Source organism: Escherichia sp. HH41S (genome assembly GCF_009820115.1).
Classification (GTDB): domain Bacteria; phylum Pseudomonadota; class Gammaproteobacteria; order Enterobacterales; family Enterobacteriaceae; genus Escherichia; species Escherichia coli_F.
The window spans coordinates 254,637-279,594 of the sequence record NZ_VNXE01000061.1 but is presented as its reverse complement, the minus strand read 5'-3'; the positions used below and the strand labels follow the sequence as shown (position 1 = coordinate 279,594).

General features: G+C 51.2%; 25 protein-coding genes and 1 other annotated feature. Of the genes, 8 read left to right on the top strand and 17 right to left on the bottom strand.

Annotation, left to right across the window (positions count from 1 at the left end; all coding sequences use genetic code 11):
- Positions 1 to 73 precede the first annotated feature (73 nt).
- Positions 74 to 1,990, bottom strand: coding sequence for a molecular chaperone DnaK (gene dnaK, locus FQZ95_RS11060; protein ID WP_000516135.1), 1,917 nt, complete (start codon positions 1,988 to 1,990; stop codon positions 74 to 76).
- A 375-nt stretch (positions 1,991 to 2,365) separates the two neighbouring features.
- Here dnaK and FQZ95_RS11055 point away from each other — a divergent pair, with 375 nt between their 5' ends.
- The 3 genes from FQZ95_RS11055 to satP all read left to right on the top strand — a co-directional run bounded on the left by FQZ95_RS11055 (position 2,366) and on the right by satP (position 4,224).
- Entirely contained in the window at positions 2,366 to 2,770 is a 405-nt protein-coding gene (locus tag FQZ95_RS11055; RefSeq protein ID WP_000843576.1) for a DUF2541 family protein, read from the top strand.
- Between the two features lie 25 nt (positions 2,771 to 2,795).
- Positions 2,796 to 3,509, top strand: coding sequence for an acidic protein MsyB (gene msyB / locus FQZ95_RS11050; protein WP_001102367.1), 714 nt, complete (start codon positions 2,796 to 2,798; stop codon positions 3,507 to 3,509).
- A 148-nt stretch (positions 3,510 to 3,657) separates the two neighbouring features.
- Positions 3,658 to 4,224: an acetate uptake transporter gene (gene satP, locus FQZ95_RS11045; protein WP_000528541.1), complete on the top strand. Its 567-nt coding sequence runs from the start codon at positions 3,658 to 3,660 to the stop codon at positions 4,222 to 4,224.
- A 34-nt stretch (positions 4,225 to 4,258) separates the two neighbouring features.
- On the opposite strand, the gene mog is transcribed toward satP, so the two are convergent.
- Together mog and tal are read right to left on the bottom strand one after the other, a co-directional pair.
- Complete coding sequence (gene mog, locus FQZ95_RS11040; protein WP_088541472.1) at positions 4,259 to 4,846, bottom strand: molybdopterin adenylyltransferase; 588 nt, start codon at positions 4,844 to 4,846, stop codon at positions 4,259 to 4,261.
- A 114-nt stretch (positions 4,847 to 4,960) separates the two neighbouring features.
- Positions 4,961 to 5,914: a transaldolase gene (tal, locus tag FQZ95_RS11035; RefSeq protein ID WP_000130187.1), complete on the bottom strand. Its 954-nt coding sequence runs from the start codon at positions 5,912 to 5,914 to the stop codon at positions 4,961 to 4,963.
- 278 nt (positions 5,915 to 6,192) lie between these two features.
- Here tal and FQZ95_RS11025 point away from each other — a divergent pair, with 278 nt between their 5' ends.
- A complete protein-coding gene (locus FQZ95_RS11025; RefSeq protein ID WP_001112573.1) occupies positions 6,193 to 7,623 on the top strand; it encodes an alanine/glycine:cation symporter family protein in 1,431 nt (476 codons plus the stop codon).
- Between the two features lie 69 nt (positions 7,624 to 7,692).
- Complete coding sequence (gene yaaA / locus FQZ95_RS11020) at positions 7,693 to 8,469, top strand: peroxide stress protein YaaA (RefSeq protein WP_032183167.1); 777 nt, start codon at positions 7,693 to 7,695, stop codon at positions 8,467 to 8,469.
- Positions 8,470 to 8,508: 39 nt separating this feature from the next.
- Here the strand turns inward: yaaA and FQZ95_RS11015 are convergent, their stop codons facing one another.
- The 7 genes from FQZ95_RS11015 to yjjY form a co-directional block, all read right to left on the bottom strand.
- On the bottom strand, positions 8,509 to 8,811 hold the full coding sequence (locus FQZ95_RS11015) for a DUF2502 domain-containing protein (RefSeq protein WP_032183165.1): 303 nt from the start codon (positions 8,809 to 8,811) through the stop codon (positions 8,509 to 8,511).
- A 213-nt stretch (positions 8,812 to 9,024) separates the two neighbouring features.
- Entirely contained in the window at positions 9,025 to 10,311 is a 1,287-nt protein-coding gene (thrC, locus tag FQZ95_RS11010) for a threonine synthase (RefSeq protein ID WP_000781057.1), read from the bottom strand.
- Positions 10,312 to 11,244 (bottom strand): homoserine kinase, encoded by a 933-nt coding sequence (gene thrB, locus FQZ95_RS11005; RefSeq protein ID WP_000241660.1) that lies wholly within the window; start codon positions 11,242 to 11,244, stop codon positions 10,312 to 10,314.
- 1 nt (position 11,245) lies between these two features.
- Entirely contained in the window at positions 11,246 to 13,708 is a 2,463-nt protein-coding gene (gene thrA, locus FQZ95_RS11000) for a bifunctional aspartate kinase/homoserine dehydrogenase I (protein WP_001264706.1), read from the bottom strand.
- A gap of 25 nt (positions 13,709 to 13,733) precedes the next feature.
- Positions 13,734 to 13,853: a sequence feature (Thr leader region), on the bottom strand.
- Complete coding sequence (gene thrL / locus FQZ95_RS10995) at positions 13,789 to 13,854, bottom strand: thr operon leader peptide (RefSeq protein WP_001386572.1); 66 nt, start codon at positions 13,852 to 13,854, stop codon at positions 13,789 to 13,791. (Overlaps the previous feature by 65 nt.)
- A gap of 213 nt (positions 13,855 to 14,067) precedes the next feature.
- On the bottom strand, positions 14,068 to 14,754 hold the full coding sequence (locus FQZ95_RS10990) for a tRNA/rRNA methyltransferase (RefSeq protein ID WP_001223153.1): 687 nt from the start codon (positions 14,752 to 14,754) through the stop codon (positions 14,068 to 14,070).
- Between the two features lie 399 nt (positions 14,755 to 15,153).
- On the bottom strand, positions 15,154 to 15,294 hold the full coding sequence (gene yjjY / locus FQZ95_RS10985; protein WP_001303782.1) for a protein YjjY: 141 nt from the start codon (positions 15,292 to 15,294) through the stop codon (positions 15,154 to 15,156).
- 95 nt (positions 15,295 to 15,389) lie between these two features.
- Between yjjY and arcA the strand changes: the two genes are divergently transcribed.
- The gene (gene arcA / locus FQZ95_RS10980; protein ID WP_001194358.1) at positions 15,390 to 16,106 is read left to right on the top strand and encodes a two-component system response regulator ArcA; all 717 of its coding nucleotides are present in this window, start codon (positions 15,390 to 15,392) and stop codon (positions 16,104 to 16,106) included.
- 59 nt (positions 16,107 to 16,165) lie between these two features.
- Here arcA and creD read toward each other — a convergent pair whose 3' ends face one another.
- The 4 genes from creD to creA are packed head-to-tail and all read right to left on the bottom strand — an operon-like array spanning position 16,166 to position 20,175.
- A complete protein-coding gene (creD, locus tag FQZ95_RS10975) occupies positions 16,166 to 17,518 on the bottom strand; it encodes a cell envelope integrity protein CreD (protein WP_032183159.1) in 1,353 nt (450 codons plus the stop codon).
- 57 nt (positions 17,519 to 17,575) lie between these two features.
- Complete coding sequence (creC, locus tag FQZ95_RS10970) at positions 17,576 to 19,000, bottom strand: two-component system sensor histidine kinase CreC (protein ID WP_160530188.1); 1,425 nt, start codon at positions 18,998 to 19,000, stop codon at positions 17,576 to 17,578.
- On the bottom strand, positions 19,000 to 19,689 hold the full coding sequence (gene creB / locus FQZ95_RS10965; RefSeq protein ID WP_001188682.1) for a two-component system response regulator CreB: 690 nt from the start codon (positions 19,687 to 19,689) through the stop codon (positions 19,000 to 19,002). Before creB ends, creC begins: the two co-directional genes overlap by 1 nt.
- A 12-nt stretch (positions 19,690 to 19,701) precedes the next feature.
- Positions 19,702 to 20,175 (bottom strand): protein CreA, encoded by a 474-nt coding sequence (creA, locus tag FQZ95_RS10960; RefSeq protein ID WP_000875487.1) that lies wholly within the window; start codon positions 20,173 to 20,175, stop codon positions 19,702 to 19,704.
- 210 nt (positions 20,176 to 20,385) lie between these two features.
- Here creA and robA point away from each other — a divergent pair, with 210 nt between their 5' ends.
- Positions 20,386 to 21,255 carry an MDR efflux pump AcrAB transcriptional activator RobA gene (gene robA / locus FQZ95_RS10955; RefSeq protein WP_000371666.1) on the top strand — a complete coding sequence of 290 codons (870 nt, stop codon included), beginning with the start codon at positions 20,386 to 20,388 and terminating at the stop codon, positions 21,253 to 21,255.
- Here robA and gpmB read toward each other — a convergent pair.
- The gene (gene gpmB, locus FQZ95_RS10950; RefSeq protein WP_000942351.1) at positions 21,252 to 21,899 is read right to left on the bottom strand and encodes a 2,3-diphosphoglycerate-dependent phosphoglycerate mutase GpmB; all 648 of its coding nucleotides are present in this window, start codon (positions 21,897 to 21,899) and stop codon (positions 21,252 to 21,254) included. The genes robA and gpmB overlap by 4 nt on opposite strands.
- Before the next feature lie 51 nt (positions 21,900 to 21,950).
- Here gpmB and yjjX point away from each other — a divergent pair, with 51 nt between their 5' ends.
- Complete coding sequence (gene yjjX, locus FQZ95_RS10945) at positions 21,951 to 22,466, top strand: inosine/xanthosine triphosphatase (RefSeq protein WP_022646480.1); 516 nt, start codon at positions 21,951 to 21,953, stop codon at positions 22,464 to 22,466.
- Here the strand turns inward: yjjX and trpR are convergent.
- Complete coding sequence (trpR, locus tag FQZ95_RS10940; protein WP_000068678.1) at positions 22,460 to 22,786, bottom strand: trp operon repressor; 327 nt, start codon at positions 22,784 to 22,786, stop codon at positions 22,460 to 22,462. The genes yjjX and trpR overlap by 7 nt on opposite strands.
- An 89-nt stretch (positions 22,787 to 22,875) precedes the next feature.
- The gene (gene sltY, locus FQZ95_RS10935) at positions 22,876 to 24,813 is read right to left on the bottom strand and encodes a murein transglycosylase (protein WP_160530187.1); all 1,938 of its coding nucleotides are present in this window, start codon (positions 24,811 to 24,813) and stop codon (positions 22,876 to 22,878) included.
- Positions 24,814 to 24,958: the final 145 nt, after the last annotated feature.

Sequence of the window (24,958 nt, the reverse complement as noted above, 5' to 3'; positions counted from 1 at the left end):
CCTAGATGAATGCACGGGCGGAGAGGAAATTCCCCTTCGCCCGTGTCAGTATAATTACCCGTTTATAGGGCGATTATTTTTTGTCTTTGACTTCTTCAAATTCAGCGTCGACAACATCGTCATCTTTCGCGTTGTTTGCAGAAGCATCAGCACCGGCAGTCTGCTGCTGGGCATGTTGCTGCTGGGCGATTTCCATCAGTTTCTGGGAAACCTGTGCCAGTTCCTGCATTTTCGCTTCGATAGCGGCTTTGTCTTCACCTTTCAGAGCAGTTTCCAGTGCAGTCAGCGCAGACTCGATAGCAGTTTTGTCGTCAGCCGGCAGTTTGTCGCCTGCTTCTTCAACCTGCTTACGGGTGCTGTGCAGCAGATGGTCGCCCTGGTTGCGAGTCTGTACCAGCTCTTCAAACTTACGGTCAGCTTCGGCGTTCGCTTCTGCGTCGCGTACCATTTTCTGGATTTCATCTTCGTTCAGACCAGAAGAAGCCTTGATGGTGATCTTCTGCTCTTTACCGCTGTTTTTATCTTTCGCGGAAACGTGCAGGATACCGTCAGCATCGATATCGAAGGTAACTTCGATCTGCGGCATACCGCGCGGTGCCGGGTTGATACCATCCAGGTTGAACTGACCCAGAGATTTGTTATCAGCTGCACGTTTACGTTCACCCTGCAGCACGTGGATGGTTACCGCAGACTGGTTGTCTTCAGCGGTAGAGAACACCTGGCTGTGCTTGGTCGGGATAGTGGTGTTTTTCGCGATCAGCGTCGTCATCACACCGCCCATGGTTTCGATACCCAGAGACAGCGGGGTAACGTCCAGCAGCAGTACGTCTTTTACGTCACCAGTCAGAACACCACCCTGAACAGCAGCACCGATGGCTACAGCTTCGTCCGGGTTAACGTCTTTACGCGGCTCTTTACCAAAGAATTCAGCAACTTTCTTCTGAACCATTGGCATACGAGTCTGACCACCAACGAGGATAACGTCGTCGATATCAGATACGGACAGGCCAGCGTCCTGCAGTGCAACTTTCAGCGGCTCAATGGAACGGTTTACCAGGTCTTCAACCAGGCTTTCCAGTTTCGCACGAGTCACTTTGATGTTCATGTGTTTCGGACCGGTCGCGTCTGCAGTGATATACGGCAGGTTAACGTCGGTCTGCTGAGCGGAAGAAAGTTCGATTTTCGCTTTTTCTGCCGCTTCTTTCAGGCGCTGCATTGCCAGCGGATCGTTGCGCAGGTCAATGCCCTGATCTTTCTTGAATTCTTCAACCAGATAGTTAATCAGACGGCTGTCGAAGTCTTCACCCCCCAGGTGGGTATCACCGTTGGTTGCCAGAACTTCGAAGGTTTTTTCGCCGTCAACTTCGTCGATTTCGATAATGGAAATATCGAAAGTACCACCACCCAGGTCATAAACCGCGATAGTACGGTTGCCAGTACCTTTGTCCAGACCGTAAGCCAGCGCAGCGGCGGTCGGTTCGTTGATGATACGTTTTACTTCCAGACCAGCGATACGGCCTGCGTCTTTGGTTGCCTGACGCTGAGCATCGTTAAAGTATGCCGGTACGGTAATAACAGCTTCAGTTACCGGTTCGCCCAGGTAATCTTCCGCGGTTTTCTTCATTTTTTTCAGCACTTCAGCAGAAATCTGCGGCGGTGCCATTTTCTGGCCTTTAACTTCGACCCAAGCGTCGCCGTTATCAGCAGCAATAATTTTGAACGGCATGATGGAAACATCACGCTGTACTTCTTCGTCCTGGAAGCGGCGGCCAATCAGGCGTTTAATCGCAAACAGGGTGTTTTGCGGGTTTGTCACTGCCTGACGTTTAGCCGGCTGACCAACCAGAGTTTCACCATCCTGGGTATAGGCAATGATAGAAGGCGTGGTGCGATCGCCTTCGGCGTTCTCCAGCACTCGCGGAGTGGTGCCATCCATAATCGCTACACAAGAGTTGGTAGTACCCAGGTCGATACCAATTATTTTACCCATCTAAACGTCTCCACTATATATTCGGTCATCATGTGGTTGTGAGTCTGTAATAGGGGCGAAACGTCTGGTTTCAACTGCCCAATTTCATTTTTTTGCAGACTCACTCACTGCGGTTGACTACTAAATGGGGTCGTAACCCACGTCATCAAGGGGGAGATGCAAAAATTTTTTGTGCTTTTGCGCAGAAATTTCGCGATATGCCAGAAGAAGACACGAAACTGACAGCAATTTTATTCATATAAAGAATGAATGGCAGCTAAGACATTCATAGAAAAATTGTAATAAAAAGAAAATATTACGTACCTGAATCTTCTCTTTATCAGCAGTAAACTAGTGGGTATTCATCCCCTACCTCTCCCCACTAAGAGAATACTTATGAAATCCGTTTTTACGCTTTCCGCCAGCCTGGCAATTAGCCTGTTGCTTTGCTGCACAGCGCAGGCAAACGACCATAAAATCCTCGGCGTCATTGCGATGCCGCGTAACGAAACCAACGATCTGGCGCTGAAACTTCCTGTTTGTCGCATTGTTAAACGCATTCAACTTACTGCCGACCATGGCGATTTACAGTTAAGTGGTGCATCGGTTTATTTCAAAGCCGCCCGTAGCGCCAGTCAGAGCCTGAATATTCCTTCAGAAATAAAAGAAGGGCAAACCACTGACTGGATCAACATTAACAGCGATAACGACAATAAACGCTGCGTCTCAAAAATCACCTTTTCCGGCCATACGGTGAACTCATCGGATATGGCCACGCTGAAAATTATCGGCGACGACTAACGCCAGAATATAGAAGCCACAAAAAATGAATGTTAATTACCTGAATGATTCAGATCTGGATTTTCTCCAGCATTGTAGTGAGGAACAATTGGCAAATTTCGCCCGGCTGCTCACCCATAATGAAAAAGGCAAAACTCGCCTCTCCAGCGTACTGATGCGCAACGAACTGTTTAAATCGATGGAAGGACATCCCGAGCAACATCGCCGCAACTGGCAGCTGATTGCCGGAGAATTACAGCATTTTGGTGGCGATAGTATCGCCAACAAACTGCGTGGACACGGTAAATTGTATCGGGCCATTTTGCTCGATGTTTCAAAACGATTGAAGCTGAAAGCCGACAAAGAGATGTCTACGTTTGAAATTGAGCAACAGTTACTGGAACAATTTCTGCGTAATACCTGGAAGAAAATGGACGAGGAACATAAGCAGGAGTTTCTGCACGCGGTCGATGCCAGGGTGAATGAGCTGGAAGAGCTGCTGCCGCTGCTGATGAAAGACAAATTATTGGCAAAAGGCGTGTCGCATTTGCTTTCCAGCCAATTGACCCGCATTTTACGCACCCACGCAGCAATGAGCGTACTTGGGCATGGTTTGCTGCGCGGCGCGGGGCTGGGAGGCCCTGTAGGCGCGGCACTAAATGGGGTTAAAGCGGTCAGCGGCAGCGCCTATCGCGTGACGATTCCAGCCGTACTGCAAATCGCCTGCCTGCGCCGGATGGTTAGTGCCACTCAGGTCTGATACCGGAAACCGGGGAAAATTTTCATTTTCCCTTCAAAAGATCGTAGACACTGCCCCACTGGCTGATTATTATGCCGCGCCCTGAAAACACTACAGTTATTCAGGGAAATTATTTCACCATTCATTCGATGATGATTTTTGAGGAATTATGGGCAACACTAAGTTGGCTAATCCGGCACCGCTGGGCCTGATGGGCTTCGGCATGACCACCATTCTGCTTAACCTGCACAACGTGGGTTATTTCGCTCTTGACGGTATTATTCTTGCAATGGGCATTTTCTACGGCGGCATCGCGCAAATTTTTGCTGGTCTGCTGGAGTACAAAAAAGGCAATACTTTCGGTTTAACCGCATTCACCTCTTACGGTTCTTTCTGGCTGACGCTGGTTGCGATTCTGCTGATGCCGAAACTGGGTCTGACCGATGCGCCAAATGCACAGTTCCTTGGTGTCTACCTTGGTCTGTGGGGCGTATTTACGCTGTTTATGTTCTTCGGCACGCTGAAAGGCGCACGCGTTCTGCAATTCGTTTTCTTTAGCCTGACCGTGCTGTTTGCCCTGCTGGCGATCGGTAACATTGTCGGTAATGCCGCGATCATCCACTTTGCCGGCTGGATTGGTCTGATCTGCGGTGCCAGCGCAATCTATCTGGCGATGGGTGAAGTACTGAACGAGCAGTTTGGTCGCACCGTTCTGCCGATTGGTGAATCCCACTAATTGTTTTGAGATCCCCCCGCTCGGGGGGATTTTTTTATTCGCTAACTTCGCGTCTTGCACTCTTCGGTCTGAATGCTGCAACTACTTCCGGTGCCGTTTCAACGTATGGCCCTTCCAGCAACTGAATGCAGTACGGTACGCTGGCAAAAATACCGTGTACCACAACGTTACCCTCTGCATCCTTCACCCCTTCCAGCGTCTCTTTAATAGACTTCGGCTGACCGGGTAAGTTAAGGATTAGTGCTTGTTTGCGAATCACGCCCACCTGGCGCGAAAGGATCGCGGTTGGAACAAAATGCAGGCTAATTTGGCGCATCTGTTCACCAAAGCCCGTCATCTCGCGGTCCGCTACTGCCAGCGTCGCATCGGGCGTTACGTCACGACGCGCCGGACCAGTTCCGCCCGTGGTGAGCACCAGATGGCAACTCATTTCATCCACCAGCTCACACAACGTTTGCTCAATGATCGCCTGCTCATCGGGGATTAAGCGGGTTTCCAGTTCAAACGGCGTGGTTAGCGCCGATGTCAGCCATTCTTCCAGCGCAGGGATGCCTTTATCCTGATAAACGCCGCTGGATGCGCGATCAGAGATGGAAACTAAGCCAATACGTAAAGTATTCATCAAGATTTTTCCGTTTAAACAGTCTCGTTAAACAGAATGATACACTGCGAAGGGAGTGACAGACAGGCTTCAGAAGAGGTAGCGTGACCGACTTCCCGGTCACGCTAAGAATGATTACAGCAGATCGCCGATCATTTTTTCCAGTTTTTCCTGGTCAACAGCAAACTTACGGATACCTTCTGCCAGTTTATCTACTGCCATTGGATCCTGGTTGTGCTGCCACAGGAACTCGGACTCAGTGATACGCGCCGGACGCGCTTTCACTTCGCCGGTGTAAGACAGTTTACGTTCGATAGCCCCTTCGCTCTCAGCCAGCTCTTTCAGCAGCGCCGGTGCGATGGTCAGACGGTCGCAGCCTGCCAGTTCCAGAATTTCGCCGATGTTACGGAAGCTTGCGCCCATCACCACGGTTTCATAACCGTGCTCTTTGTAGTACTGGTAGATTTCAGATACAGAAACCACGCCCGGATCTTCTGCCGGAGCGTACTCTTTCTTATCAGTATTCGCTTTGTACCAGTCAAGAATACGGCCAACAAATGGCGAGATCAGGAACACGCCTGCTTCCGCACAAGCACGAGCCTGAGCGAAGGAGAACAGCAGGGTCAGGTTACAGTTGATACCTTCTTTTTCCAGCTGTTCTGCAGCACGGATACCCTGCCAGGTAGAAGCCAGTTTGATCAGAATACGATCGTTGCTAATACCTGCATCGTTGTAGAGCTTGATCAGGCGTTTTGCTTTCGCAATTGACGCTTCGGTGTCATAGGAAAGACGCGCATCAACCTCAGTTGAGATACGGCCCGGAACCAGTTTCAGGATTTCCAGACCAATATTTACTGCCAGTTTGTCGGTCGCGTCCACGATCTGCTGCGCGCGATCGTTGCTCTGCTGTTTCGCCCAAGCGACAGCATCATCAATCAACTTACGATATTCCGGAATCTGCGCTGCGTTAAGAATGAGAGAAGGGTTAGTTGTGGCATCCTGCGGTTGATACAGCTTCATTGCCGCGATGTCCCCAGTGTCGGCCACTACGGTGGTGTACTGACGAAGGGAGGTCAATTTGTCCGTCATGATAGTATTTCTCTTTAAACAGCTTGTTAGGGGGATGTAACCGGTCTGCCCTGATGATATCACGACGCAACGTCAGCGCAACCGCCGACAAGACGGTTATCGCCTGGCGAGACTGTTTCGGATTTCTGACACTGCGTTGATATCGCCCGCCATTTTTATACAAAACCTCATGTATGCTACGCAGAAGTTATCAACTACCTCGTAGCGTATATACTTCTTAAACAATTGGTAACGTTTACACAGGAAAGTCATCGCGACCGGCAATAAGAGGGATATGCATGCCAGATTTTTTTTCCTTTATTAACAGCGTCCTCTGGGGCTCGGTAATGATTTACCTGCTCTTCGGCGCAGGTTGTTGGTTCACTTTTCGCACCGGTTTTGTGCAGTTTCGCTACATCCGCCAGTTTGGCAAAAGTCTTAAAAATAGCATTCATCCACAGCCAGGCGGTTTAACCTCATTTCAGTCATTGTGTACCAGTCTTGCGGCGCGCGTGGGTAGCGGCAACCTGGCTGGCGTTGCGCTGGCTATTACCGCCGGTGGACCAGGTGCCGTCTTCTGGATGTGGGTTGCCGCGTTTATCGGCATGGCGACCTCGTTTGCCGAATGTTCCCTTGCACAACTTTATAAAGAACGTGACGTTAATGGGCAGTTTCGTGGCGGACCGGCATGGTATATGGCGCGCGGGCTGGGGATGCGCTGGATGGGCGTTCTGTTCGCCCTCTTTTTGCTCATCGCCTACGGCATAATTTTCAGCGGAGTTCAGGCGAACGCCGTTGCCCGAGCCCTGAGTTTTTCTTTTGATTTTCCCCCGCTGGTGACAGGCATTATTCTTGCTGTCTTTGCTCTGCTGGCAATCACTCGCGGTCTTCATGGCGTCGCCCGGCTCATGCAGGGGTTTGTCCCGTTGATGGCGATAATCTGGGTACTGACCAGCCTGGTAATTTGCGTAATGAATATCGGGCAACTTCCCCACGTCATTTGGTCTATTTTTGAGAGTGCTTTTGGCTGGCAGGAAGCGGCAGGCGGCGCGGCGGGATATACCTTAAGCCAGGCGATTACTAACGGTTTTCAGCGCAGTATGTTTTCCAATGAGGCGGGAATGGGGTCGACGCCAAACGCGGCAGCGGCAGCTGCGTCCTGGCCTCCGCATCCCGCAGCGCAAGGGATTGTCCAGATGATTGGCATTTTTATCGACACCCTGGTCATCTGTACGGCAAGCGCCATGCTGATATTACTGGCGGGTAACGGCACAACCTACATGCCGCTGGAAGGTATTCAGCTTATCCAGAAGGCGATGCGGGTGCTAATGGGCTCCTGGGGTGCGGAGTTTGTTACCCTCGTGGTTATTCTGTTTGCCTTCAGCTCCATCGTTGCCAACTACATTTATGCCGAAAACAATCTCTTCTTCTTACGCCTGAACAACCCTAAAGCGATCTGGTGTCTGCGAATCTGCACCTTCGCAACGGTCATCGGCGGCACCTTGCTAAGTCTTCCGCTGATGTGGCAACTGGCAGATATCATAATGGCCTGCATGGCTATTACCAATTTGACCGCCATATTACTGCTCTCGCCTGTGGTTCATACCATTGCCAGTGATTATCTACGCCAGCGTAAACTCGGCGTGCGCCCGGTGTTTGATCCGTTGCGTTATCCGGATATTGGTCGCCAGCTTTCTCCGGACGCGTGGGATGATGTTTCGCAGGAGTAATCACAACTATCGATCAACTCATTCTCTTTTTTTGCTAAAGTCGGCATAAATTTCCCGCAAGGACTGGATATGCTGATTCTTATTTCACCTGCGAAAACGCTCGATTACCAAAGCCCGTTGCCCACCACGCGCTATACGCTGCCGGAGCTGTTAGACAACTCCCAGCTGCTGATCCATGAAGCGCGGAAACTGACGCCTCCGCAGATTAGCACGCTGATGCGCATCAGCGACAAACTGGCGGGTATCAACGCCGCTCGCTTTCATGACTGGCAGCCAGATTTCACGCCAGAGAATGCCCGACAAGCGATTCTGGCATTTAAAGGTGATGTCTATACTGGCTTGCAGGCCGAAACCTTCAGCGAAGACGATTTCGATTTTGCCCAACAGCATTTGCGAATGCTTTCCGGCTTGTATGGCGTACTGCGCCCGCTCGATTTAATGCAGCCTTATCGTCTGGAAATGGGGATCCGTCTTGAGAATGCCCGAGGGAAAGATCTGTATCAATTCTGGGGAGATATCATCACCAACAAACTGAACGAGGCGCTCGCAGCACAAGGCGATAATGTGGTGATTAATCTGGCGTCAGATGAGTATTTCAAATCGGTGAAGCCGAAGAAATTGAATGCCGAGATTATCAAGCCAGTGTTCCTCGATGAGAAGAACGGCAAATTTAAGATCATCAGCTTCTACGCTAAGAAAGCGCGCGGTCTGATGAGTCGTTTCATTATTGAAAATCGGCTGACCAAACCAGAGCAACTAACTGGCTTTAATAGCGAAGGTTACTTCTTTGATGAAGCTTCCTCCAGTGATGGGGAACTGGTGTTTAAACGCTACGAGCAGCGTTAAGTTTGCAGTAAATGCCGGATGGCAATCCGGCATTCATATTTAGCGATGATGTTTGTCCGGCCCCGGACGATGATCGCCACGGTGGTCATTACGATGATCATGGTGCTTGTTATGACGTGGCGGCGGTCCGTGTGGGTGCCAGCGATTGCCTCGCCATTCATAATGTTGTTTCCACCAGCCGTGGTCGCGCCAGTGACCGCCATCCCAGTAATAGCCACGATTATCACGATCGCCTATCTGTAATTTTACTGACGGGACTAACGTAATTTCCGCAGCCTGTGCTGCCATGGGAGCGACCAGAACCAGGGAAAGTGCGAGTACGATAGATTGCATCTTTTTCACAGGTTACTCCTTTTATCATTGCCCGTTATGGGTCGATATCCGGAGATTACGCGATGAGAACGGCGGTTGTTATTCTCCGCAATCCTAATCTCTAAGTTACCGCATTTATTGAGAATTTCTCCTTTTTTCCTGTCGTTTTTCTCCATATTTTCTTCATAAAAAAGCCGGGCTGTATAAAAGCAAACCCGGCCTGATTGAGATAATGAATAGATGTTACTGATGATTCATCATCAATTTACGCAACGCAGCAAAATCGGCGGGCAGATTATGCGAAAGCAAGGGTAAATCAGCACGTTCTGCCAGCTCTTTTGGCAGATCCAATGTTTCACCGAGAATCGCTTCCACGCTCTCTTTAAATTTCGCCGGATGCGCGGTGCCGAGGAACAAGCCATATTCGCCTGGATGCAACTGGTCACGCAGCGCACGATAAGCTACGGCAGCGTGCGGCTCCGAGGTATAGCCCAGCGCTTTTAACTCACGCATTGTCTGTTGCGTGGTTTCATCATCTACGGCTGCATAACCCAGCTCTTTCAGTTGCCAGATTTTGCGGCGGAACAACTCTTCCACACGCGGCCAGTTGTTCGGTTGACTCACGTCCATCGCGTTGGATAACGTCGCCTGAGTCGCTTTAGGGGACCACTGCCCGTCGTGCAGGAAACGCGGCACTGTATCGTTCACGTTAGTGGCAGCGATAAAACGCTTCACCGGCAGGCCAAGAGATTTCGCCAGCAGGCCCGCAGTCAAATCGCCGAAGTTACCGCTCGGCACCGAGACAACCAGCTGGTTGCGCGCTTCCTGCGGCAGCTGCGCAACAGCTTCAAAGTAGTAGCAAATCTGCGCCAGCAAACGGCTGATGTTAATGGAGTTAGCAGAGTTTAGCCCCAGCGCCACTTTCAGTTCTTCATCATCAAACGCCTGCTTCACCAGCGCCTGACAGGCATCGAAATCGCCGTCGATGGCAACAGTTTCAATATTGCCGCCCAATGTACAGAACAGTTTTTCTTGCAGTGGACTGATTTTGCCTCTTGGATAGAGGATAACCACTTTCACATTCGGTAAACCGTAGAAAGCATGAGCCACTGCCGCTCCAGTATCACCGGAGGTCGCGGTCAGAATGGTCACTGGCTTATCGCCCGCAATATGGGTCAGCATTTGTGCCATAAAGCGACCGCCGAAATCTTTAAATGCCAGTGTTGGCCCATGAAACAATTCCAGACAACCGACATCGCTTTCAACATTGGCGACCGGAGCCGGGAAGGCAAACGCCGCGCGCACGCGCTCTTCCAGTATTTCCTGCGGGATCTCATCACCAATAAACGCCGAGAGGATCTTCGCACTGCGGGTGACAAAATCCAGCTTCAGCATCTCATCAATTTCAGTCAGGCTGAATTCCGGCAGGTCGTGCGGGAAAAACAGCCCCTGATTTTTGCCCAACCCCTGGGTTACGGCTTGCGCAAAGCTGACCTGCTCATTGTGATCTTTCAGATTGTAGAGTTTCATTTAGTTTTCCAGTACTCGTGCGCCCGCCGTATCCAGCCGGCAAATATGAACAAAACCTTCCTGATTTTGCAGGTAGTTCTTACCCAACCAGTCGGCAACGCGCTGGGCGGTATCCGGCTTGTCACACAGAGCGAACAAAGTCGGGCCGGAGCCGGAGATACCGCTCGCTACCGCGCCGATTTCCGCGACCGCCTGCCGCGCCTGCCGGAAGCCTGGCAGTAACCGTTCACGGTAGGGTTCAGCGATAACATCTTTCATCAGCTTCGCGGCAAGCTCAGGCTGACGGGAATAGCAGGCGTGAATGAAGCCTGCCAGATGTCGCCCGTGCGCAATGCAATCCTGGCGGCGATACTGCGCCGGTAAAATCGCCCTGGCTTCTGCCGTCGAGACTTTAATCCCCGGATACGCCAGAACCCACAGCCACTCATCAAACCCTGGCACTTGCTGGCTGATGATGTCGTTTTCTTCGATCATCAACTGCATACCACCAAGAAAACACGGTGCCACGTTGTCGTAATGAATGCTGCCGGAGATACGCCCTTCCAGCTCGCCCATCAAAGCCAGCAAACGAGTGTCATTAAGCGGCTTGCCGCAGTGTTCATTCATCGCCATCAGCGCCGCGACCACCGAACAGGCACTGGAGCCTAAGCCCGAGCCGATCGGCATATTCTTTTCCAGCGTCATTGCCACTGGAATTTGCTTGCCCAGCTCCTGGCAAAAACGCTCCCAGCACTGATAAACGATATTTTCCCGTGGTTCTGACGGCAGCTTATCGGCAAAACGTCCGAGATTGTTGAGACTGAATGTCTCTGCCGCCTCAACCGTGACTACATCTCCGAGCAATGCACCATCAACAGGTGTCACCGCCGCCCCGAGCACATCAAACCCGACGCTCATATTGGCACTGGAAGCCGGGGCATAAACTTTAACCATGTCAGACTCCTAACTTCCATGAGAGGGTACGTAGCAGATCGGCAAAGACACCAGCAGCTGTAACGTCATTGCCCGCGCCATATCCGCGCAGAACCAACGGCAGCGGCTGATAATAGTGGCTATAGAAGGCCAGGGCGTTTTCGCCATTTTTCACTTTGAACAGCGGATCATTGCCATCCACTTCGGCAATCTTCACGCGGCAGATGCCATCTTCATCAATATTGCCAACATAGCGCAAAACTTTGCCCTCATCACGAGCCTTCGCCACGCGTGCGGCAAAGAGATCGTCGAGCTGTGACAGATTCGCCATAAAAGCTGCAACATCACCCTCTGCGTTAAACTCTGCGGGCAGCACAGGTTCAATTTCAATATCCGCCAGTTCCAGTTCACGTCCCGTTTCACGGGCGAGAATCAATAGCTTACGCGCCACATCCATACCAGAAAGATCATCTCGCGGGTCCGGTTCGGTATAACCCATTTCCCGCGCCAGCGTGGTCGCCTCGGAGAAACTCATGCCTTCGTCTAACTTGCCGAAGATATAAGAAAGCGAACCGGAAAGAATGCCGGAGAACTTCATTAATTCATCACCTGCGTTGAGCAGATTTTGCAGGTTCTCAATAACCGGTAATCCAGCCCCAACGTTAGTGTCATAGAGGAATTTACGCCGCGATTTTTCCGCCGCATAACGCAACTGATGGTAGTAATCCATCGACGAGGTGTTGGCCTTTTTGTTTGGCGTAACCACGTGGAAACCTTCGCGCAGGAAGTCAGCATACTGATCCGCCACCGCCTGGCTGGAGGTACAGTCGACAATCACCGGATTCAGCAAATGATATTCTTTCACCAGGCGAATTAAGCGCCCGAGGTTAAACGGCTCTTTGGCTTGCGCCAGTTCTTCCTGCCAGTTCTCCAGATTAAGGCCATGCACATTGGTGAGCAGAGCCTTTGAGTTGGCAACGCCGCAGACACGTAAGTCGATATGTTTATTCTTCAGCCAGCTTTGCTGGCGCTTCAGTTGCTCCAGAAGCGCACCGCCAACACCACCGACGCCAATCACAAACACTTCGATAACCTGATCGGTATTGAACAGCATCTGGTGGGTAACGCGCACGCCAGTGGTCGCATCATCGTTATTTACCACGACAGAGATTGAGCGTTCAGAAGATCCCTGAGCAATGGCGACAATGTTGATATTGGCGCGGGCCAGCGCGGCAAAGAATTTCGCCGAGATCCCACGCAAGGTGCGCATACCATCACCTACCACCGAGATAATGGCTAGCCGTTCCGTCACCGCCAGCGGCTCCAGCAAGCCTTCCTTCAGTTCAAGATAGAACTCTTCCTGCATCGCCCGTTCAGCTCGCACACAGTCGCTTTGTGGAACGCAGAAACTGATACTGTATTCAGAAGACGATTGCGTAATCAGCACCACTGAAATGCGAGCGCGTGACATCGCTGCAAAGACGCGCGCCGCCATGCCGACCATTCCTTTCATCCCCGGGCCGGAAACACTGAACATTGCCATATTATTCAGATTGGAAATGCCCTTGACCGGTAATTCGTCTTCATCACGGCTGGCGCCAATGAGCGTACCTGGTGCTTGAGGATTTCCGGTGTTTTTAATCAGGCAAGGGATCTGGAACTGAGCGATGGGGGTAATGGTGCGGGGGTGAAGAACTTTAGCGCCGAAGTAGGAAAGCTCCATCGCTTCCTGATAGGACATCGACTTCAACAACCTCGCATCGGGCACCTGACGCGGGTCGCAGGTATAGACCCCGTCAACGTCCGTCCAGATCTCGCAACAATCGGCGCGTAAACAGGCAGCCAGTACCGCGGCGGAGTAGTCGGAACCGTTACGTCCAAGCACCACCAGTTCGCCTTTTTCATTACCGGCGGTGAAACCTGCCATCAGCACCATGTGGTCAGCCGGAATGCGGCTTGCCGCAATACGGCGGGTGGACTCAGCAATATCGACGGTAGATTCGAGGTAATGACCGACTGCCAGCAGTTTTTCGACCGGATCGATTACGGTAACGTTGTGACCACGCGCTTCTAACACGCCGGCCATAATGGCGATCGACATTTTCTCGCCACGGCAAATCAGTGCCGCGTTGATGCTATCCGGGCACTGCCCTAACAAACTAATACCATGCAGGACATGTTTAATTTGGGCAAATTCCTGGTCGACGAAAGTTTTCAGCTGCGCCAGCGGGAATCCCGGCTGAGCGGCGGCGAGTCCCGTCAGAAGTTCGGCAAAAATACGTTCGGCATCGCTGATATTGGGTAAAGCATCCTGGCCGCTAATCGTTTTTTCAATCATCGCCACCAGGTGGTTGGTGATTTTGGCAGGGGCAGAGAGGACGGTAGCCACCTGCCCCTGCCTGGCATTGCTTTCCAGAATATCGGCAACCCGCAGAAAACGTTCTGCATTTGCCACTGATGTACCGCCGAACTTCAACACTCGCATGGTTGTTACCTCGTTACCTTTGGTCGAAAAAAAAGCCCGCACTGTCAGGTGCGGGCTTTTTTCTGTGTTTCCTGTACGCGTCAGCCCGCACCGTTACCTGTGGTAATGGTGATGGTGGTGGTAATGGTGGTGCTAATGCGTTTCATGGATGTTGTGTACTCTGTAATTTTTATCTGTCTGTGCGCTATGCCTATATTGGTTAAAGTATTTAGTGACCTAAGTCAATAAAATTTTAATTTACTCACGGTAGGTAACCAGTTCAGAAGCTGCTGTCAGAGACTCTTTTTTTAATCCACACAGAGACATATTGCCCGTTGCAGTCAGAATGAAAAGCTGAAAAATACTTACTAAGGCGTTTTTTATTTGGTGATATTTTTTTCAATATCATGCAGCAAACGATGCAACATTGCCGTGTCTCGTTGCTCTAAAAGCCCCAGCCGTTGTTGTAACCAGTCGACCAGTTTTGTGTCATCTGCCACTGCCAGGGTCGTCAGCAATGACATGGCTCGTTCGCGTAAAGCTTGCAGTTGATGTTGGTCTGCCGTTGTGTCACTTTTGGCCGGTTGTTGTATTAATGTTGCTAATTGATAGCAATAAACCATCACCGCCTGTCCCAGATTCAGCGAAGGATAATCTGCCACCATCGGGACACCAGTAAGAACGTCAGCCAAGGCTAACTCCTCGTTAGTCAGCCCGGAATCTTCGCGACCAAACACCAGCGCTGCATGGCTCATCCACGAGGATTTTTCCTCTAACAGCGGCACCAGTTCCACCGGCGTGGCGTAGTAATGATATTTCGCCCGACTGCGTGCAGTGGTGGCGACAGTGAAGTCGACATCGTGTAACGATTCAGCCAGAGTTGGGAAAACTTTAATATTATCAATAATATCACCAGATCCATGTGCGACCCAGCGGGTAGCTGGCTCCAGGTGTGCCTGACTATCGACAATTCGCAGCTCGCTAAACCCCATCGTTTTCATTGCCCGCGCCGCTGCCCCAATATTTTCTGCTCTGGCGGGTGCGACCAGAATAATCGTTATACGCATATTGCCACTCTTCTTGACCTAATAACCGCGCACAGGGTGATCATTGTCAACTTATTACGCGGATCGAATTTACAAACTCTTAACGTAAGTCGCAGAAAAAGCCCTTCACTTAGCTTAAAAAAGACTAAACTATTTCCTGACTGTACTAATGGTTGAATTGTTAAAAAATGCTACATATCCTTCTGTTTACTTAGGATAATTTTATAAAAAATAAATCTCGACAATTGGATTCACCACGTTTATTAGTTGTATGATGCAACTAGTTGGATTATTAAAATAATGTGACGAAAGCTAGCATTTAGATACGATGATTTCATCAAACTGTTAACGTGCTACAATTGAACTTGATATATGTCAACGAAGCGTAGTTTTATTGGGTGTCCGGCCCCTCTTAGCCTGTTATGTTGCTGTTAAAATGGTTAGGATGACAGCCGTTTTTGACACTGTCGGGTCCTGAGGGAAAGTACCCACGACCAAGCTAATGATGTTGTTGACGTTGATGGAAAGTGCATCAAGAACGCAATTACGTACTTTAGTCATGTTACGCCGATCATGTTAATTTGCAGCATGCATCAGGCAGGTCAGGGACTTTTGTACTTCCTGTTTCGATTTAGTTGGCAATTTAGGTAGCAAACATGCAGACCCCGCACATTCTTATCGTTGAAGACGAGTTGGTAACACGCAACACGTTGAAAAGTATTTTCGAAGCGGAAGGCTATGATGTTTTCGAAGCGACAGATGGCGCGGAAATGCATCAGATCCTCTCTGAATATGACATCAACCTGGTGATCATGGATATCAATCTGCCGGGTAAGAACGGTCTTCTGTTAGCGCGTGAACTGCGCGAGCAGGCGAATGTTGCGTTGATGTTCCTGACTGGCCGTGACAACGAAGTCGATAAAATTCTCGGCCTCGAAATCGGTGCAGATGACTACATCACCAAACCGTTCAACCCGCGTGAACTTACTATTCGTGCACGCAACCTGCTGTCCCGTACCATGAATCTTGGTACTGTCAGCGAAGAACGTCGTAGCGTTGAAAGCTACAAGTTCAATGGTTGGGAACTGGACATCAACAGCCGTTCGCTGATCGGCCCTGATGGCGAGCAGTACAAGCTGCCGCGCAGTGAGTTCCGCGCCATGCTTCACTTCTGTGAAAACCCAGGCAAAATTCAGTCCCGTGCTGAACTGCTGAAGAAAATGACCGGCCGTGAGCTGAAACCGCACGACCGTACTGTAGACGTGACGATCCGCCGTATTCGTAAACATTTCGAATCTACGCCGGATACGCCGGAAATCATCGCCACCATTCACGGTGAAGGTTATCGCTTCTGCGGTGATCTGGAAGATTAATCGGCTTTACCACCGTCAAAAAAAACGGCGCTTTTTAGCGCCGTTTTTATTTTTCAACCTTATTTCCAGATACGTAACTCATCGTCCGTTGTAACTTCTTTACTGGCTTTCATTTTCGGCAGTGAAAACGCATACCAGTCGATATTACGGGTCACAAACATCATGCCGGCCAGCGCCACCACCAGCACACTGGTTCCCAACAACAGCGCGCTATCGGCAGAGTTGAGCAGTCCCCACATCACACCATCCAGCAACAACAGCGCGAGGGTAAACAACATGCTGTTGCGCCAGCCTTTCAATACCGCCTGCAAATAAATACCGTTCATTAACGCCCCAATCAGACTGGCGATTATCCATGCCACGGTAAAACCGGTATGTTCAGAAAGCGCCAGCAAGAGCAAATAAAACATCACCAATGAAAGCCCCACCAGCAAATATTGCATTGGGTGTAAACGTTGCGCGGTGAGCGTTTCAAAAACAAAGAACGCCATAAAAGTCAGTGCAATCAGCAGAATGGCGTACTTAGTCGCACGGTCCGTTAATTGGTATTGATCGGCTGGCGTCGTCACTGCGACGCTAAACGCCGGGAAGTTTTCCCAGCCGGTATCATTACCTGAAGCAAAACGCTCACCGAGATTATTAGCAAACCAGCTGCTTTGCCATTGCGCCTGAAAACCAGACTCGCTGACTTCCCGTTTGGCTGGCAGAAAATCACCTAAAAAACTGGGATGCGGCCAGTTGCTGGTTAAGGTCATTTCGCTATTACGCCCGGCAGGCACCACAGAAAGATTGCCGGTACCGCTTAAATTCAGCGCCATATTCAGCTTCAGGTTCTGCTTCCGCCAGTCCCCTTCGGGTAAAGGGATATGCACGCCCTGCCCGCCTTGCTCTAACCCGGTACCGGGTTCAATGGTCAGCGCCGTTCCGTTAACGTCAGGTGCTTTCACCACACCTATACCACGCGCATCCCCGACGCCAATCACAATAAATGGCTTGCCTAAGGTGATATTTGGCGCATTGAGTTCGCTAAGACGCGAAACATCAAAATCGGCTTTTAGCGTTAAATCACTATGCCAGACCTGACCGGTATAAATCCCAATCTTGCGTTCTTCCACGTTCTGATTGCCATCAACCATCAATGACTCAGGTAACCAAAAATGGATAAAACTTCGTTTCCGCTCCACGGTTTTATCCTCTTCCTGCACCGTATAAAGCTCGGTCACAGGAATAGCGATGAGCGGTCCAACAAGTTTCTGCGGCCCGCTGGTACTTTGCCGAATCGCATCTTCCACATCGCTACGGTAATCGGCACGTTCGACAATCACCTGCCGAATCAGCATTATCGGAATCAACAACAGCAATACTGCACCAAACAGGGTGGTCATTTTCCAGAACAGGGGGGATTTCAACATAGTCTTCTCCTTTGCAATGACCGCAGGTTACAAAGGCTATGTGGGAAGAATTTGAAGCTATGTGAAGTGACGGTGAAGTCGAAGCGAGGCCAGCACGCCACCTTCCTGCACGTTGTGCAGCGTGACTTCGCCGTTAAACAAACGGGCGACCTCACTGACGAACGCCAACCCCAGACCGCTGCTTTTTTGCCCATTTGCACGCGGCAAAGAGTAAAAGCGTTCAAAAATACGTGAAAGCGCGTAGTCAGGAATACCACTACCGGTATCCAGCACCTTAAGCGTGACGTGTTCCTGCTCCACTTCGGCGCTTAGCGTTATACGACCGCTCTCGGGGGTAAAATCGATGGCGTTATCCAGTAAATTCCCCAGCGCCTGCTCCAGTAACGCCGATTCAGCAGCAACGTTAACCTCGGTGGGCATAACATGTAGAGTGATGTTTTTTTCCGCCAACTGCACGGTGCGCGCTTCGCTGATGCGGCGAAATAATGCCGTCACATCAACAGCAGTCAGAACGACTTCCTGACGATTCTCCAGTCTTGCCTGGCGTAGTAACGTTTCCACCAGTGCCTGCATTCGCGCATTTTGCGTCAGAATGTTGTCGGTAAAACGAGCCACCACTTCCGGCGGCGGGCCTTCGCGTAAAATTTCCGCCGCTCCACGAATCGCCGCCAGTGGGCTTTTTAGCTCATGAGTTAATGCGTAAACATACTGCTCAATATAGTTTTTCCCTTCCAGCTTCACGCGCATACTTTCCAGCGCCTGCGCGAGTTTACGCAGCTCGCTACTACCGAGATCGGGGAGAGGAACGGGCTTATTGTCAGTGACGGAATCAGCATAGCGAGTGAGCCGGGCAATGGAGCGGTTGATCCACCAAACCATGCCTGCGCCAATCACCAGTGCAATCCCCAACAAAATGGCGCTGGCCCATAAAATTCGCCGCTCGCTGCGCTTAATGACCGGAGCCATCGCCGCGTTCGGTTTGCCTACGCTCAAAACGCCAATAAGCCGCGAGCCGTCCATAATTGGCGCGGCAACATACATCACAGAACTTTCGGGATCGTCAGGATTTTGCAACGTGCTGCGCGCACCATACTGACCACGCAACGTTAGCCAGACGTCATTCCAGCGCGAGTAATCCTGTCCAACGGCTTTATTTGCCGAATCGAACAATACTTTGCCCTGCGCATCAGTCATGTAGACATGATATTCATTACGAACTTTGTGAATGCCACCGATATTGGCGCGAAACGGGCGATGTTGTAACTGATTAAACGCCTGCGCCAGTTGCCCATGCGTTGGATCACCAGAGAGCAAATCAGAACGCGCCAGCTCCGCCAGCAACGTTGCGGTGTCGATCAACGTTCCCTCCGTTGCTCTTCGCACGCCCGGTTTAACTTCTTTGACAAAAATTGCCAGTACGAACCAGGCCGCCACTGCCACCAGTAAAAAATAGCCCAGCAACAACCTCATGCCGATACGCATTACAGTCCCCTCAGGCTATATCCCATGCCGCGATGAGTATTAATCGGGGAAAGATCGGGGTTAATGGCGCGCAGCTTGGCACGCAGCGTTTTAATGTGGGTATCGACGGTGCGATCGTAGGTGTCCTGCGCATCTTCCCACACGCTATCCATCAGTTGCTGGCGGGACCAGACGCGGCCCGGCGACTTGAGTAATGTTTTCAGCAGCAAAAACTCATACCGCGTCAGCGTTAATGGCGTGTCAAACCAGCTGATCTGCGCCGCAGGTTCATTCAATTCAAAATGACCAATACGGATAACGGGAGACGGCGTCGAGAACTTCCTCACCCGACGCAGTAAGGTGCGCACTCTGGCGCACACTTCGCGAGGTGAAAACGGTTTAGCCACGTAGTCGTCAGCGCCAATTTCCAGCCCAAGCAGGCGATCGACCTCTTCACTTCGGGCCGTCAGGAACAGTACAGGTAACGCCGGATGGAGCGCCAGTAACTGGCGGCACAATTCAAAGCCGCTGATATCAGGCAAACCAACATCGAGAATCATGACATCGGGAACCTGCTGGCGAGCTTTATCCAGCACCGGCAAGCCTCGCTCAAAGACCTCGACGGCAAAACCTTCCTGTTGCAACATGTAGACTAGCGTGTCGGCTATCCCTTGCTCATCTTCCACTAACCAGACCGTTTCCCGTTGCATAAATCGCCTCTGTTATTGCCGCCACGGCATGACAGGAACCGCGCTAATCGCGTTTTTCGGCGAACCTTCTACGACTTTGTCGGAGTAAGCCAGGTAAGCGAGCGCGTTGCGTTTAGCGTCATAAAAGCGCACGACCTGTAACGACTTAAAGACCAACGACGTGCGTTTTTTGAATACTACCTCGCCCTGAGCTTTGCCGTTTTTAATGCGATCTGACAGTTCAATCGGCCCGACTTGCTGACAAGAAATAGCCGCATCGGAAGTATCTTCCGCCAGGCCCAATCCCCCTTTAATACCGCCGGTTTTCGCCCGGCTCACATAGCAGGTGACATTTTTCACATCGGGATCGTCAAAGGCTTCTACGACAATTTTGTGATCAGGACCGATCATTTTAAATACAGTGTCGACCGAACCAATCTCTTCTGCATGAGCCAACGGCCCCAGCATTATCAGGCTTAAAGACAGAATCAAATGCTTGTATTTCATATTGTTACCATTTTTATCTATTACATGAGCAATTAGTTCACCACGATAAATAACATATTGATTAAGAACAAAATCTCAATACTTTTATTTCCGTCAAGACCTAAAACATACTCGACTAAGAAAAAAACACTGAATGCTAAAACAGCAAAAAATGCTATTATCCAATTACCTGATGTCAGGTGCTCGTTGTTGAAAGGATGAGGATATTTTATGGATCAGGCCGGCATTATTCGCGACCTTTTAATCTGGCTGGAAGGTCATCTGGATCAGCCCCTGTCGCTCGACAATGTAGCGGCGAAAGCAGGTTATTCCAAGTGGCACTTACAGAGAATGTTTAAAGATGTCACTGGTCATGCTATTGGCGCGTATATTCGTGCTCGTCGTTTGTCGAAATCGGCGGTCGCACTACGCCTGACTGCGCGTCCAATTCTGGATATCGCGCTGCAATACCGCTTCGACTCTCAACAGACATTTACTCGCGCATTCAAGAAGCAGTTTGCCCAGACTCCTGCTCTTTACCGCCGTTCTCCTGAATGGAGCGCCTTTGGTATTCGCCCTCCGCTGCGTCTGGGTGAATTCACCATGCCAGAGCACAAATTTGTCACCCTGGAAGATACGCCGCTGATTGGTGTTACCCAGAGTTACTCCTGTTCGCTGGAACAAATCTCTGATTTCCGCCATGAAATGCGTTATCAGTTCTGGCACGATTTTCTTGGCAACGCGCCGACCATTCCGCCTGTGCTCTACGGCCTGAATGAAACGCGTCCGAGCCAGGATAAAGACGACGAGCAAGAGGTGTTCTATACCACCGCATTAGCCCAGGATCAGGCAGATGGCTATGTATTGACCGGGCATCCTGTGATGCTGCAAGGCGGTGAATATGTGATGTTTACCTATGAAGGTCTGGGAACAGGCGTGCAGGAGTTTATCCTGACGGTATACGGAACGTGCATGCCAATGCTTAACCTGACGCGCCGTAAAGGTCAGGATATTGAGCGATACTACCCGGCAGAAGATGCCAAAGCGGGAGATCGCCCAATTAATCTGCGCTGTGAACTGCTGATTCCGATCCGTCGTTAACGCTGCAGCTCATCTAATGCAGGGGCGTCCAGATGCGAGATGTCCCCTGCGGTTTCAACCACCCAGCCAGACGCCAGCCACAAGCTTTCCTGATAATCCACGCGCGAAATAGAACAGTTACGCAGACGTAAGCGACGCTCTGCCCATGCTGGTAATCCGAGAATCGTACTCACCAGGCATCCCAGTGCAATACCGTGGCTCACCAGCAGCGGTCGGCTTCCCTGCGGTAATTCCCGGCAAGATTCCAGCGCCGCATTGACACGATCGCTGAGCTCCTGCATTGACTCGCCTTCAGGAATACGTCCGTCGACAGTGCCATTGACCAGCTGGCGACGCCAGTTTTCTTCTTCTTCGGTGAGTGAATCGATATTTCTTGTTTCCAGTACACCCATATTTAATTCACGCAGGCGAGAATCAAAGATGATGTCACAGCCGCAGGCCTGGGCGATGATTTCCGCCGTGCGGCGGGTGCGCCCTAAATCGCTACTGATGATATGCGTAATGCCAAGCTCTTTGGCACGGGTCGCCACCTGCATCGCCTGTTGCTCACCTTTGGCAGTCAGCGGGCTGTCAGACTGGCCCTGAATACGTCGCTCGGCGTTCCACTGCGTTTCACCGTGGCGGACTAGGTATACCTGTAACATGCTTTTTTTCCGTATACTGCTGTAACGTTAATTTTCTGAGTAATGCTGATTATGCACCAAGTTGTCTGTGCGACCACCAATCCCGCTAAAATTCAGGCCATTCTGCAGGCATTTCACGAGATCTTCGGCGAAGGATCCTGCCATATTGCATCCGTTGCCGTCGAGAGCGGTGTACCGGAACAGCCCTTTGGCAGTGAGGAAACGCGCGCTGGCGCACGAAATCGGGTGGCAAATGCTCGCTGTTTACATCCAGAGGCTGATTTTTGGGTGGCGATTGAAGCAGGGATTGATGGTGACAGCACCTTCAGTTGGGTGGTGATTGAAAACGCCAGCCAGCGTGGCGAAGCGCGTTCGGCAACTTTGCCGTTGCCTGAGGTGATTCTGGAGAAAGTGCGTGAAGGCGAGGCGCTCGGCCCTGTGATGTCGCGTTATACTGGCATTGATGAAATTGGCCGTAAAGAAGGTGCAATCGGCGTATTTACCGCCGGGAAGCTCACTCGCGCCAGCGTCTATCACCAGGCGGTGATCCTGGCGCTGAGTCCGTTTCATAATGCCGTGTATCAGTGATCTTTCAGCAACACCTCTTCCAGCCACTGGCGCAGCTCGACAGGCGCGGCTTTCAGGCTGTTAGAACCACGCGTAATCGTCGCGATGCCAGCGCCGAGTTCATTTTTCAACTCACGCTGGCTCATTTCACCGCGCAACAGCTCTTCGACAATACGCACGCGAGTCCCCAACGCTTCGCGCTCATCTGGCGTCAGCATCAGGTTTAACAACGGTAAATGGAGATCGTTTTGGTAGGCATTCTTAAGCAGGTCGACAAAACGTAACCACTCCTGGTGACGCTGTTCTGCCATCGCTGCTGAATAGGGTGATTGTTGGGCCATAATATGTCGCCATTGTTAGCGGGGGAAGCAAAATGCCTCCCCCGGTTGTACTCGCTAAAGAGTACGATAGCATATCATAAACGTGCGGATCAGTAACGACGTCCCCATTCCGTGGCGCTCATCAACGTTGGTTTATCCCCCATGAAATAGCGGTAGTAAGCGTCATAAGCCAGCACGTTCTTCACATAACCGCGCGTCTCGGAGAACGGAATACTCTCGACAAATGCCACTGCGTCGATACGACCAGCACTGTTGCCGAGCCAGGTGCGCACTCGTCCAGGTCCGGCGTTATAAGCTGCTGAGGCGAAAATACGGTTATTGCCAAACTGCTGATAAACATATTGCAGGTAACTGGTGCCGATGTTGATGTTCGTTTCCGGATCCAGCAATTGCCCAGGGCTGCTGTAGCCAGGAATAGAGAACATCTTCACCGTATGGGTCGCCGTACCGGGCATAATCTGCATCAGGCCGCTGGCCCCTACCGGTGATTTCACTTTCGGATTCCAGGCGCTCTCCTGACGGGCAATCGCCATTGCATAGCTTTGCGGGATGTCTTTGCCGTTGGTGTAACGTTCGAAGAGATCGTTGTAGGCCAGTGGGAATCGTTCTTCCAGATGATCCCACAACTTCCCGGCGATCGTCGCCTGAACGCTGAGATCCCACCATTGGTTGTTGAAAGCATACCGTGCCAGCTGCGCCTGCTCTGTTTTTGACTTGCTCTTCACCAGATTGGCCCACTCGCTACGCGCGGTGTTATCGAGATTCCAGTACATCAACTCGCGCACGCGCGCCATCTCCGGCCCCTGAGTCAGGGTGCTGTCAACATTCTGCGGCGCTTTATCAATCTTCAGCTCATACTCTTCGCCGATGCGCTGTGCAGCAACCATCGGGTAGAAACCACGCTGTTGCATGAGTTGATGCAGAATCTCTTTCGCTTCAGCTTCACGTCCGCGTTCCAGCAATAAATCGGCCTGCCAGTAACGCCATTCATCTTTCTCTTTCGCTTCCATCGGCAAACGCGCCAGCCAGGTATTCAGGCCACGCCGATCGCCAGTACCAAGCGCCATCCGCACTCGGCGTTCAATCAACGAGGTGGATTGCGAGCGCATAATGGCGTCATCGCGCCATTTCGCCTGCTCGTCGGTGACATCGTTGCCCATCAAACGCCAGGCGACGATATCGCGCAGTTCCTGAATCTGATCTTCATTAAGCTGCTGTGCCTGAGCAAGCGATGGAATCATCAGCCGTGCATTTTCAGCATCCTGCCGCGCCACGCTGGCAAACGCCACCGCCGCCATTTGACGGGTAAAATCGGTCGCACCGGTTGTACGCGCGAAGGTCAGTACCGTATTAGGGTTGTTCGCCAGAGAAATAATCGCCGAGGCGATAGTCTGGTAATCAGCAGGCATCTGCCCTGCCAGCACTGTCACCAAGCCTGTGTTACCCGCTTTCATCGCCAGACGGATACGTTCCAGATACGCCAGCGGATCTTGTTTGCCTGACGCACGCCAGACGCTAAATAACTTGTCACAGGCGTTAGGCTGGCTCTTGCCGGTTAGCCACAGCTCTTTCGCCCCTTGCCAGGCTTCTTCACTCTGCCCGGTGTTCCATTTCGCATAGTAGTAATTACATTGCGCTTCGGTAGTTCCGGGCTTTTCCGGGCTAAAGGCTAACAAACCACGCCAGTCTTCACGCCGCGCCAGTTCATTGACGAAACGAGATTGTAGCGTGCGAGCGGGAGGAAGCGTGGGGTTAGCGCGAACAAAGTTAGTGACAGTGACCGCCGGTTGATTCATCAGATCATCGGTGATCTGGCGGTATTCCAGATAGGGATAAAGTGGATAATCCTTCAGTCCAGGCATCATTTGTTCGACCACATCCATTTGTCGATTATCCCAGGCCTGCTTAATTTGCGCGTAACGGCTACGCTGCTCATCCAGTGAGTCGGCTCGCGCCACGCTGCTGGCCGTCAGCAGACAGACACCGACAGCCAACAGCCGCCAGGTAACGTGTTTGGCTTTTTCCACAAGCGCATCCTCTAAGTGTCAATACATCAATGCAGCGTCATGCCGCGTAATAGATTTATGCTAACCAGTCATTGCCGTTTACGCCACGTTACGGACACTTTTTTACTTTTACTGCGAGGGTGATCGACCGGCTGGGATTAGATAA